This is a genomic window from Enterococcus sp. DIV0086, from assembly GCF_050498705.1.
Lineage (GTDB): Bacteria > Bacillota > Bacilli > Lactobacillales > Enterococcaceae > Enterococcus > Enterococcus faecalis.
Map to the genome: position 1 here is coordinate 2,061,367 of NZ_JBNIDN010000001.1, position 12,975 is coordinate 2,074,341.

Below are 12,975 nucleotides of genomic sequence, written 5' to 3' on the forward strand. Positions count from 1 at the left end.
GAGGACAGAACATGACGAAAATCTACCGCCGTTTGATAATCGGCGTTACTTTAGCAATCAGTGCTTTTCTTTTAGCTAGCTGTGGGCAAACCACACAATCGCCAAAAGAGAAGAAAGAGCTCACGGTAATGACTACTTTTTATCCGATGTACGACTTCGCAAAACAAGTCGTTGGTGATGAGGGAGAGGTTGAGCTGTTGATTCCAGCTGGAACGGAACCACACGATTATGAACCAAGCGCAAAAGACTTAGCGAAAATTACTGATGCGGATGTCTTTGTTTATAATAGTAAAGAGCTAGAAACTTGGGTTCCGAATGTTATTGAAAACTTGGACACGAAAAAAGTTTCAATCGTGGAAGCCAGTCAATCCATTCAATTGATGCAAGGAACAGAAGAGGAAGAATCTGGCGAAGAAGGTCATGAAGGCCATAACCATTCCCACGAACTGGATCCGCATGTCTGGTTAGATCCCGTGTTAGCGCAAAAAGAAGTGACAGCGATTCGGGATGCGCTTATCAAAAAATATCCTGAGAAAAAAGCCGTATTTGAAAAAAATACCGCTGCTTATTTGGAAAAATTGACTGCGTTAGATAAGGAATACCAAGCTGCGTTTGCAGGCGCTAAAAATCGGACCTTTGTGACGCAACATGCTGCATTTGGCTATTTGGCGAAACAATATGGTTTGACCCAAGAACCGATTGCTGGGATTTCTCCAGACCAAGAACCTTCGCCAAGTCGTTTAGCCGAATTAAAAAAATATATTAAAACAAACAATGTTTCTGTGATCTATTTTGAAGCATCGGCTTCTACAAAAGTAGCCAAAACATTGGCAGACGAGACAGGCGTCGAATTAGCCGTATTGAATCCTTTAGAGAGTTTAACTCAAAAAGAACAAGAAGCAGGCGAGAACTACGTGTCTGTCATGAAAGAAAACCTCGCTGCTTTACAAAAAAGCATTCATTAATCTGGCAACAGAAAGGAGCCAACTTATGCATTATATTGAAGTCGAAAATTTAACCTTCTATTATGATGATGAACCTGTTTTAGAAGATGTTTCTTATTATGTTGATCCAGGGGAATTCGTTATTTTAACAGGAGAAAATGGCGCTGCCAAGTCAACGCTGATCAAAAGTACCTTAGGGTTATTAAAACCAACAAGTGGCAAAATTACGGTCGCTAAAAAAAATAGTGCTGGTGAAAAAATCAGCATTGGCTACATTCCACAACAAGTCGCTTCTTTCAATGCGGGCTTTCCTAGCACCGTAATTGAATTAGTACGTTCAGGTCGCTTTCCCAGAAATCGTTGGTTCAAACCGTTGACGAAAAAAGATCATCTTCATGTGGAAAAAGCTTTGAAATCAGTGGACATGTGGGAAATGCGCCACAAACGAATTGGCGAGCTTTCTGGAGGGCAAAAGCAACGAATTAGTTTAGCACGAGTGTTTGCGACCGATCCAGATTTGTTTATTTTAGATGAGCCAACAACAGGTATGGATGAACAATCGCGAAACGAATTTTATCAATTGTTGCAACACAGTGCGCATGAACATGGAAAAGCTATTTTGATGATTACGCATGATCATGAAGATATCAAAACCTATGTGGATCGTCAAATTCGTCTTGTCCGCAAAGAAGATTCGAAATGGCGTTGTTTCCATATGAGTGAAGAATCGTATACGTAAATTTTCCAATAAAACGTTATCTGGCTCGATCATAACGAAAGCCAAGGAACGACTTAAAGAAATGTTGGAAAAATTTAAAAAATAAGCAGGAATTAAAAAATTAATTCGCTTAAACGTCGCTACAATGGTAGTGTTCATTTTAGCGGTAAGGAGTGAATCGTATGGCAGAAATGCTTTCTTATGCATTTATGCAAAAGGCCTTTTTAGCAGCACTGTTTATCTCAGTGATTGCCCCAATGCTCGGCGTCTTTCTAGTTATTCGCCGACAATCTTTAATGGCAGATACCCTTTCACATGTGTCATTAGCCGGTGTGGCACTAGGCTTCTTTTTTAATTGGAATCCTAATTTAATGACCTTAATTGTCGTGATTGTGGCTGCAATCATTCTAGAATATTTACGAATGATTTATAGCACCTATTCAGAAATTTCGATTGCTATTTTAATGTCAGGCGGTTTGGCTTTGGCGTTAGTTTTAATGAATTTAACAGGAGGCAATTCAGCTGCTAGTATTCAATCGTATTTATTTGGTTCCATCGTCACGATTACGTGGGATCAAGTGGTTATGTTGGCAATTTTATTCGTAGTTTTAGTTCTATTGTTTATGTTATTTAAACGTCCAATGTATGTTTTAACATTTGATGAAGATACTGCTCATGTTGATGGGCTACCTATTCATTGGATGTCGATGCTTTTTAATGTAATTACTGGTGTGGCGATTGCTGTGATGATTCCGATCGCGGGAGCCTTGTTAATTTCAGCAATTATGGTCTTACCAGCTGCAATAGGTATGCGAATTGGTAAAGGCTTTAACACGGTGATTATTATCAGTGTGTTTATGGGCTTGATTGGCATGCTAACAGGGTTGACTAGCTCGTATTATTTGGAAACACCACCGAGTGCAAGCATTACCCTAATTTTTATTGGTTTATTCTTATTAGTCAATATTTATCGCCGAGTGGTTGTTATGGTCCAACGAAAACAAAAAATGCAAAGAAACTAAGGAGAAAAACGAAAGTTTTTCTCCTTTATTTCTTTTTTTTAAAAGAAATGGCGAACTATTTTCAGTTATTTGAAAAAAATCCTCGAATTTTTCGGTTAAACCCCTTATAATAAGGAACGATAGAATGAAAAGGAGTGACGAATTTGAAAATTCGGAGAAGTGAACGATTAATCGATATGACCCAGTATCTTTTAGATCATCCCCATACATTGGTTTCTTTGACATATTTTGCTGACCGATACCAATCTGCCAAGTCTTCCATTAGTGAAGATTTAGCAATTGTTAAAAAAACATTTAAAGAACGTGGAACAGGTATTTTAGAAACGATTCCAGGCGCTGCAGGCGGTGTCCGCTTTATCCCTGAAATTCCTTATGAGGAAGCGGAGCAGTTGATTATGGATTTATGTGATCGTTTGTCAGAACAAGATCGCTTATTACCTGGGGGCTATGTTTATCTTTCAGATTTACTTGGTGAACCGAATTTATTAAGACAAGTGGGCCGGATTATTGCTTCTAAATATTTAGGCAAACAAATTGATGCGGTAATGACCGTTGCGACTAAAGGAGTGCCAATTGCGCAAGCTGTGTCTTATTACTTAAATGTTCCGTTTGTGATTGTTCGTCGCGATTCTAAGATTACTGAAGGTTCAACGGTGAGCGTGAACTATGTATCAGGGTCTTCAGAACGTATCGAAAAAATGGAACTTTCAAAACGCAGTTTAAAACGCGGCTCAAAAGTTTTAGTCGTGGATGACTTCATGAAAGGCGGCGGCACCGTCAATGGTATGAAGAGTATGATTGAAGAATTTGAAGCAGAACTTGTGGGCATTACCGTTTTTGCTGAGTCAAAATTCAATGGCCGTCGTGCAATCGATGACTACACTTCGCTATTATATGTGGAAGATGTGGATACACAAACAAAAACGATTAGCGTAGTCCCAGGAAACTATTTCACAGAGAAATAATTTGAAAAAGAACCTGAAAATGGTCCATTCCATTTTCAGGTTCTTTTTTTCTGTTTTATTCCTTTAAAAAAAGATGAGAAAATAAATTGGTCTACCTTTTAAATGCCTTATTTTGTTGAAAAAGACAAAAGAGTAAGATAAACTAGAAAAGGTATAATGAGGACGATTTAGAAGAAAATCAAACAATTTAGTTAATTTGAGGTGGCAAACGTGGAAAATAGATACGCAATTATTTTAGCAGCTGGTAAAGGAACACGCATGAAATCTAAACTTTATAAAGTATTGCATCCAGTTGCTGGTAAACCAATGGTCGAACATATTTTAGATCAAGTAGAACAAACAGAACCAACAGAAATCGTGACAATCGTTGGACATGGGGCGGAAATGATTAAAAGCCATTTAGGCGAACGTAGTCAATATGCCTTACAAGCTGAACAATTGGGAACTGGGCATGCAGTCATGCAAGCACAAGAGTTATTAGGTGGTAAACAAGGAACAACATTAGTTATTACAGGGGATACGCCGTTATTAACTGCGGAAACCTTGAAAAATTTATTCGATTACCATCAAGGTAAGAATGCAAGTGCGACTATTTTAACAGCGCATGCGGAAGACCCAACAGGCTATGGTCGAATTATTCGTGACCATGTGGGCATTGTTGAACGAATCGTGGAACAAAAAGATGCCAGTGAAGAAGAAGCACGTGTTCAAGAAATTAATACAGGAACCTTCTGTTTTGATAATGAATCATTGTTTGAAGCGTTAGCGAAAACAGATACAAACAATACACAAGGGGAATACTATTTAACAGATATCATTGAAATTTTGAAAAAAGAAGGCAAAGCTGTCGCTGCTTACCAAATGGCAGACTTTGACGAAGCAATGGGTGTAAATGATCGTGTTGCTTTATCCACTGCTAATAAAATTATGCATCGTCGTTTAAATGAGATGCATATGCGAAATGGTGTTACATTTATTGATCCAGATACAACATATATTGATGAAGGCGTGGTAATTGGTTCAGACACAGTCATTGAAGCGGGAGTCACTATCAAAGGAAAAACAGTGATTGGCGAAGATTGCTTGATTGGCGCACATTCAGAAATCGTTGATAGTCATATCGGCAATCAAGTGGTTGTTAAACAGTCTGTGATTGAAGAAAGTGTGGTTCGCGAGGGGGCCGATGTGGGTCCGTATGCACATTTACGTCCTAAAGCAGATGTGGGGGTAAACGTACACATTGGTAACTTCGTGGAAGTAAAAAATGCAACAATCGATGAAGGCACAAAAGTGGGCCATTTAACATACGTTGGTGATGCAACATTAGGCAAAGATATTAATGTCGGTTGCGGCGTTGTTTTTGTTAATTATGATGGCAAAAATAAACACCAAACAGTCGTGGGTGATCACGCGTTTATTGGCTCTGCAACGAACATTGTTGCGCCAGTCACGATTGGTGATCATGCGGTGACTGCTGCTGGTTCAACTATCACAGAAGATGTCCCTTCAGAAGATTTGGCGATTGCCCGGGCACGTCAAGTGAATAAAGAAGGCTATGCTAAAAAGTTACCTTATATGAAGGATTAATCTCAAATAAAAAAGAACGCTCTTTTGCTTAAGCAAAAGAGCGTTCTTTTTCCTCCTTAAAGACTAGACCAATTGCTGCTAATATTTGTTTAGAGACGTCCAAGGACTAGACCAATGCTGTTTATTCGGTATTTTTAGTTATTTTTTTCAAAAAAATAGTTTTTGTTCCGCTTTTCCAATATAAAAAGACTTTCTTTTTTATAAAGTTCGTGTTTTGGTCAAAATTACTATTTTTTTAACAAACAAATTCGCTATATTGTCCAAAAATAAAAACAATTTACAGGAAAAACATCTTATTTTAACGGAATTTACTGTTTTTTATTTAACGGATATATTATGATAGGAAAAGAAGAGCAGCGTGATGGGGGAAGGCTCTTTTTGTTGTTTGTTACTTTGACAATTGTTTGTTGCAAATGGGTTGAAACACAAGGAGGAAATTTGTGAAAAAGTTGAGCTTTAAAAAAGTGAAGTGGGGCATGCATTTTTTAATGGCTGTTGCGTTGATAGCGCCAAGCGTTACTAGTACGGCATATGCAGTAGAAACAACGAGTCAACAAAGTTCAGAAGCAGTAACAAGTACCACCGATTCAAGTAGAAAACAAGAACCAGTCATCACACAGGAAACAACAGACATCAGACAAGAAGCACCAAATCAGGCTACGAGTGACAGTGTCAAGCAGTCACAAAAAACCACGGCACCAACAGAGACGACGAATTTAGAAACGTCAACCGCTGAAAAAGAAGAAACGAGCACGCCGCAAAAAATAACAATTTTAGGTACGTCAGATGTTCATGGTCAATTATGGAATTGGTCTTATGAAGATGATAAAGAATTACCAGTTGGTTTGTCCCAAGTAAGTACAGTCGTCAACCAAGTCCGGGCACAAAACCCAGCAGGCACCGTTTTAATTGATAATGGCGACAATATTCAAGGCACTATTTTAACAGATGACTTGTATAATAAAGCGCCTTTAGTGAATGAAAAGACCCATCCAATGATTACCGCCATGAATGTGATGAAGTATGATGCAATGGTTTTGGGAAATCATGAGTTTAATTTTGGTTTACCGTTAATCAAAAAAATTCAACAAGAAGCCACTTTTCCAATCTTGTCTGCGAATACCTACAATAAGGAAGATGCTCGTCGTTTTGTTGAAGGGACTACCACGAAGGAACTTGATTTTAATCAAGATGGGCAGCCAGATTTAAAAGTTGGGATTATCGGCTTAACAATTCCGCATATTCCTTTGTGGGATGGCCCTCGTGTTACTTCGCTTAATTTTTTACCTTTGAAAGAAGAAGCAGAAAAAGCAGTTACTGAGTTGAAAGCTAACGATCAGGCTGACATTATTGTTGCTTCGATTCATGCGGGACAACAAAATAGTGATCCGGCTGCCAGTGCCGACCAAGTAATTGAAAATGTCGCGGGGATTGATGCGTATATTCTAGGCCATGACCACCTTTCTTTTACCAAGCAAGGAGCAGCGCCGAATGGAAAAACTGTACCGGTAGGGGGACCGAAAGATACGGGGACAGAAGTTGTTAAGATTGATCTTTCAGTTGCTAAAAATGCCGATAAGTGGGAAGTGCAAGAAGGTACAGCAACGATTGTACCAACAACGAATGTTCCAGCAGATGAAGCAGTTAAGGCAGCGACAAAAGAATACCATGAGCAAACGCGAGCGTTTATTCAGAAGGAGATCGGCACAGCAACAGCTGATTTTTTACCAAAACAAGAAATTAAAGGAATTCCCGAAGCACAATTACAACCAACAGCGATGATTTCTTTAATTAATAATGTTCAAAAAGAAGTAACAGGCGCACAATTAAGTGCGGCAGCGTTGTTTAAATACGACAGTAAATTACCTGCGGGGAAGATTTCCTATGCCACGATTTTTGATATCTACAAATACCCGAATACCTTAGTGAGTGTTCCCATTAACGGTGAAAACTTACTGAAGTATTTAGAAAAACAAGGGGCGTACTATAACCAAACACAGCCAGATGATTTGACCATTAGTTTTAATCCAAACATTCGTGTATATAACTATGACATGATTTCTGGAGTGGACTACAAGATTGACATTTCAAAACCAGTGGGTGAACGAATTGTAGATGCGAAAATTGACGGCCAACCGCTGGATCCTGCCAAAGAATATACGATTGCTATGAATAATTATCGTTACGGCGGTTTAGCTAGCCAAGGGATTCAAGTAGGGGAACCTATTAAAAATTCTGATCCAGAAACCTTACGAGGAATGATTGTTGATTATATTAAGAAAAAAGGAACTCTTGATCCAGAACAAGAAATCGAACGAAATTGGTCAATTATTGGGACAAATTTTGATGAAAAATGGCGTGCCAAAGCAATCGAATTAGTGAATGACGGCACTCTTCAAATTCCGACTTCTCCTGATGGACGTACACCAAACGCCGCTGCTATTACGAAACAAGATGTCCGTAATGCGGGCTTTGATTTAGATAATGCATATACCATTATGCACACAAATGACGTTCATGGCCGACTAGAAGCAGGGAAAGGCGAATTAGGTATGGCGCGTCTAAAAACCTTTAAAGACCAAGAAAACCCAACCTTGATGGTGGATGCAGGGGATGTTTTCCAAGGATTACCAATCTCCAATTTCTCCAAAGGCGCGTATATGGCCAAAGCAATGAATGAAGTTGGTTATGATGCCATGGCGGTGGGAAATCACGAGTTTGATTTTGGTTTAGAGATTGCACTAGGTTATAAAGACCAACTGAATTTTCCGATTTTATCTAGTAATACGTATTACAAAGATGGCAGTGGACGGGTTTTTGATCCGTATACTATCGTAGAAAAAGCCGGGAAAAAGTTTGCCATTGTAGGTGTGACGACCCCAGAAACAGCAACGAAAACACACCCGAAAAACGTAGAGAAGGTGACATTTAAAGATCCGATTCCAGAAGTAGAAGCAGTGATTAATGAAATTAAAGAGAAGTACGCGGATATTCAAGCTTTCGTGGTTACTGGGCATTTAGGCGTAGATGAAACGACGCCGCATATCTGGCGTGGTGATACGCTAGCAGAAACCCTTAGTCAAACATATCCTGAGTTAGATATCACTGTGATTGATGGACATTCGCATACAGCCGTCGAAAGTGGCAAACGTTATGGCAAAGTGATCTATGCTCAAACAGGTAATTATTTAAATAATGTTGGGATCGTCACAGCACCAGAGAGTGAACCAACTAAGAAAACAGCAAAATTGATTTCAGCAGCAGAGTTGCTAGAATTGTCAGAAAACCCGGCAGTTAAAGCCATCGTTGATGAAGCACGAACGAATTTTAACGCTGAAAATGAAAAAGTAATTGTCGATTATATTCCATTCACATTGGATGGACAACGAGAAAATGTGCGCACACGAGAGACCAACTTAGGGAATTTGATTGGTGATGCGATTATGTCATATGGCCAAGACGCGTTTAGTCAACCTGCTGATTTTGCAGTAACTAATGGTGGCGGCATTCGCACTGATATTAAACAAGGGCCAATTAAAGTTGGGGATGTCATTGCTGTGTTACCTTTTGGCAATAGCATTGCGCAAATTCAAGTAACCGGTGCTCAAGTTAAAGAAATGTTTGAAATGTCTGTTCGTTCGATTCCACAAAAAGATGAGAATGGCACAATTTTACTAGATGATGCTGGCCAACCAAAACTTGGCGCAAATGGTGGTTTCCTACATGTTTCAAGCTCCATTCGTATCCACTATGATTCCACAAAACCAGGTACTCGCTTGGCTAGTGACGAAGGCAATGAAACAGGACAAACGATTGTCGGTAGTCGCGTATTAGGAATAGAAATTAAAAATCGGCAAACACAAAAGTTTGAACCATTGGATGAGAAGAAACAATACCGGATGGCTACCAATGATTTCTTAGCTGCTGGTGGTGATGGTTACGATATGCTAGGTGGTGAACGAGAAGAAGGGATTTCACTAGATGCTGTCTTAATTGAATACTTAAAAAGTGCAACCAGCTTGCGGTTGTATCGTGCAGCAACGACGATTGATTTAGCACAATATAAAGAACCATTCCCAGGCGAACGAATTGTTTCTATTTCGGAAGAAGCTTACAAAGAGTTAATCGGTGGAGGAGAGACGCCAAAACCAGATCCGAAACCAGATCCAACACCAGATCCAAAACCAGACCCAGACCCGAAACCAGACCCGAAACCAGACCCGAAACCAGACCCGAAACCAGACCCGAAACCAGATCCAAAACCAGATCCGAAACCAGATCCAACACCAGATCCAACACCAGACCCAAAACCAGATCCGAAACCAGATCCAACACCAGATCCAACACCAGATCCAAAACCAGACCCGAAACCAGATCCAACACCAACACCAGAAACACCAGTAGCAACCAATAAACAAAACCAAGCGGGAGCAAGACAGAGCAATCCATCCGTAACAGAGAAGAAAAAGTATGGCGGCTTTTTACCTAAAACGGGTACAGAAACAGAAACGCTTGCATTATATGGTTTACTGTTCGTTGGACTTTCTTCTTCTGGCTGGTATATTTATAAACGACGTAACAAAGCTAGTTAGTCATTTTTTAAGAACCGTCCTTCGGGATTGGTTCTTTTTTTATTTTAACGCTTGCCATTTGTTTTTAATTTTAGTATTATAAGAATATTCTGAAAATTAAAAAATGAAGAATTTTTTCTGTGAAGGGAGAAAGGCATGAAAAGTAAACGTATAAAAGGACTTATCGGGTTAAGTTTAACAACGCTGTTAGTTTTAGCTGCTTGTGGTGGTGATGGGGGAGCTGGCGCCGAAAAAGCAAAAGGCGGATCAGAGAAAACTGCCGCTAAACAAGAATTTAAAGTAGTAGTTCAACAAGAAATGCCTTCTGCAGATTTATCTTTAGGAACAGATACAATTAGTTTTACGGCACTGAATAATGCGTATGAAGGAATTTATCGTTTAGATGATAAAAGCAAGCCACAACCAGCAGGGGCTAAAGAAAAAGTGCAAGTCAGTGATGATGGTCTGACGTACACAGTGAAACTAAGAGAAGAAGCAAAATGGTCCAATGGTGATCCTGTCACAGCTGCCGATTATGTTTTTAGTTGGCAACGTACAGCAGATCCTCAGACTGGCGCTGAGTATGCTTATTTTCTAGAAATGATTGAAAACGGTGCAGACATTGTAGCTGGTAAGAAACCAGTTTCTGAATTAGGCATTAAAGCAAACGGAGATTACGAGCTAGAAATTAAACTGGCAAAACCAACACCATATTTTGATTATTTACTGGCCTTTCCACTATTTTTCCCGCAACATCAAGCAACCGTAGAGAAATATGGCAAAGATTATGCTGCTTCCAGTGAAAAAGCAGTCTATAATGGTCCGTTTGTCTTAGCTAACTTTGAAGGGGCTGGCTCAGATACCAATTGGACTTTGGAAAAAAATGAAAACTATTGGGATAAAGACAATGTCAAATTAGATAAAATCAATTTTGATGTTGTCAAGGAGGCGCCAACTGCCTTGAACTTATTCCAAGATGGTCAAGCAGACGATGTTATTTTAAGTGGCGAATTGGCCCAGCAAATGGCGAAGGATCCAGAATTGGTTATCGAAAAAGAAGCACGAACCAGCTATTTGGAATTTAATCAGCGAGATAAAAATTCACCGTATAATAATGTGAATTTACGCAAAGCAATTTCAGCAGCGATTGATCGCAACGCATTAGTAGATAAAATTTTAGGCGACGGCTCAGTAGTCGCTACCGGCTTAATTCCAGAAGGGATGTCGTATTCGCCGACAGATGACAAAGATTTTGCTGATGAAAATAAAAAAATTGTTGAATATAGCCCAGAAAAAGCAAAAGAATATTGGGCAAAAGCGAAGAAAGAATTGGGCATAACAACACTCAAAATGGATATTGTTGCCGATGATGTCGATTCTACGAAAAAGTTAGCGGAATATATTCAAGGTACGTTAAAGGATACTTTAGAGGGCATTGATGTAACAGTGAGCCCAGTGCCGTTTTCAGTTCGAATTGATCGAGGTAGTCGCGGCGATTTTGAGACAATCTTAGGTGGTTGGGCTGCGGATTACGCAGATCCAAGTAGTTTCTTAGACCTTTTTGTTACTGGTAATAACTATAATCGCGGGCGTTTTTCAAGTAAAGCCTACGATGAGTTGATCGAGGCTTCAGCTACAAGAGATGCTTCAGATCCTGAAAAACGTTGGGAAGACATGGTTAAGGCTGAGAAGTTATTGATTGGTGAAGAGACCGCTTTAGCACCACTTTATCAAAAGGCGACTGCCCATCTACGCAGTAAAGAAGTGAAAGGCGTCGTTGCCCATGGTGCTGGCGCACAATATGATTATAAGTGGACATATGTGACAGAAGAGTAGTTAAAAAGAGACACAGAATAGTCAAATCGACTGTTCTGTGTCTCTTTTAATTAAAATATTTCTGCTGTTCTTCTTTTAATTTTTCTGGGGTCACATCTTCACCAGTAGGATCATAAATAGTGACGCCCATTAATGTTTTATTGAATTGTTCACGAATGGTCCGCAAATATTCTTGTCGCAAATCGACACGAAGAGCTTGTTCTTCAGATGTTAAACCTTGTTCACGCTCTTTTTGTGCAAGCGTATTAATTCTTTTTAAAACCTCTAACATTTCTCATTTCCTTTCTATAATAATTCTTTTGCTAGGCGTTCAAATGATTGAAAGCGCGTTTGTTTGTCATAACCTGGGGTGATTAGCATTGCTTCTGTCAACCCTAGTTCTTCTTGTTGGTGGAAAAACTCCGCAACTTCTTGGCTACTGCCAATGACAAAGCGTTGTTTATTTTGTTCTAAAACCAGTTTGTCCATTTCACTGTAAGGGAAAGCTAGGGCTTCTTCTGGCGATAAAAATTTATTTGGAAGCCCATGTTCGGTGGCAAAGATATAATGCTCGAAACTAGCCGCATGGTATTCTGCTTCTTCTTTCGTGTCGGCGGCAAAAGTGAAATACGCAGCGCTCACTTGCGGCTCTTGTTGTTCAGTTACTGGTCGGAAATGCTTGTAATATGCTGACAATACTTCTTTGGGCAAATGTCCATGAATAAACTGCGCAAAGGAAAAATTAATGCCATATTCACCAGCTGAACGTGCGCTTTCTTTACTAGCACCTAGTAACCAAGGTTGTGGTAATAGAACTTCCCGCGGAACAGCTGAAATTTTAGAATATAAATGATCTTCAGGAAATTCCTCTCTTAAAAAGAGTAAAATTTCAGGTAATTTATCAAATTGATCTAGTTGTGGTGGCTGACCATTATTTAACGCCAACGTAGTTAAAGGGCTGCCGCCAGGCGAGCGGCCCATGCCTAAATCGATTCGATCAGGATATAAAGCTGCTAACGTTTTAAACGTTTCTGCGACTTTAAATGGCGCATAATGCATGGTCATGATGCCACCCGCGCCAACACGAATTTTTTCGGTGGCACTAGCAATATGTGCAACTAAAATTTCTGGCGTTGCACTGGCAAAGGCGTCTGAGCCGTGATGTTCGGCATACCAAATTCTTGTGTAACCAAGTTTTTCCGCTAATTGAGCGAGCTCTTTGGCTTCTTGTAATGTGTCGCTTGCTGATTGATTTTTAGGAACCGTTAATTGATCTAAGATACTTAATTTCATGTATGTAGTCTCCTTTTTAGTTATTTTTTTGAAGCTACCGCTATTATTACGCAAGCATGT

At 39.6% G+C, this 12,975-nt stretch carries 9 protein-coding genes; 7 read left to right on the top strand and 2 right to left on the bottom strand.

Going from position 1 to position 12,975, the window contains the following annotated elements:
• Positions 1 to 11: 11 nt before the first annotated feature.
• The 7 genes from IGI63_RS09925 (at position 12) to IGI63_RS09955 (ending at position 11,643) form a co-directional block, all read left to right on the top strand.
• A complete protein-coding gene (locus IGI63_RS09925) occupies positions 12 to 965 on the top strand; it encodes a metal ABC transporter substrate-binding protein (protein WP_002367576.1) in 954 nt (317 codons plus the stop codon).
• A 25-nt stretch (positions 966 to 990) separates the two neighbouring features.
• Positions 991 to 1,683 (top strand): metal ABC transporter ATP-binding protein, encoded by a 693-nt coding sequence (locus IGI63_RS09930; protein ID WP_002356064.1) that lies wholly within the window; start codon positions 991 to 993, stop codon positions 1,681 to 1,683.
• A 161-nt stretch (positions 1,684 to 1,844) separates the two neighbouring features.
• Positions 1,845 to 2,684 carry a metal ABC transporter permease gene (locus tag IGI63_RS09935; RefSeq protein WP_002383493.1) on the top strand — a complete coding sequence of 280 codons (840 nt, stop codon included), beginning with the start codon at positions 1,845 to 1,847 and terminating at the stop codon, positions 2,682 to 2,684.
• A 143-nt stretch (positions 2,685 to 2,827) separates the two neighbouring features.
• Positions 2,828 to 3,649, top strand: a complete 822-nt coding sequence (gene purR / locus IGI63_RS09940; protein WP_002381336.1) for a pur operon repressor — start codon at positions 2,828 to 2,830, stop codon at positions 3,647 to 3,649.
• A 201-nt stretch (positions 3,650 to 3,850) separates the two neighbouring features.
• Positions 3,851 to 5,236, top strand: a complete 1,386-nt coding sequence (glmU, locus tag IGI63_RS09945; protein ID WP_002361483.1) for a bifunctional UDP-N-acetylglucosamine diphosphorylase/glucosamine-1-phosphate N-acetyltransferase GlmU — start codon at positions 3,851 to 3,853, stop codon at positions 5,234 to 5,236.
• 440 nt (positions 5,237 to 5,676) lie between these two features.
• Positions 5,677 to 9,828 (top strand): 5'-nucleotidase C-terminal domain-containing protein, encoded by a 4,152-nt coding sequence (locus IGI63_RS09950; RefSeq protein ID WP_429975742.1) that lies wholly within the window; start codon positions 5,677 to 5,679, stop codon positions 9,826 to 9,828.
• 135 nt (positions 9,829 to 9,963) lie between these two features.
• Entirely contained in the window at positions 9,964 to 11,643 is a 1,680-nt protein-coding gene (locus tag IGI63_RS09955; protein WP_002361487.1) for a peptide ABC transporter substrate-binding protein, read from the top strand.
• 46 nt (positions 11,644 to 11,689) lie between these two features.
• Here IGI63_RS09955 and IGI63_RS09960 read toward each other — a convergent pair whose 3' ends face one another.
• The gene (locus IGI63_RS09960) at positions 11,690 to 11,914 is read right to left on the bottom strand and encodes a DUF896 domain-containing protein (RefSeq protein ID WP_010709117.1); all 225 of its coding nucleotides are present in this window, start codon (positions 11,912 to 11,914) and stop codon (positions 11,690 to 11,692) included.
• Between the two features lie 14 nt (positions 11,915 to 11,928).
• Positions 11,929 to 12,915, bottom strand: a complete 987-nt coding sequence (locus IGI63_RS09965) for an LLM class flavin-dependent oxidoreductase (protein WP_002356071.1) — start codon at positions 12,913 to 12,915, stop codon at positions 11,929 to 11,931.
• Between the last annotated feature and the right edge of the window lie 60 nt (positions 12,916 to 12,975).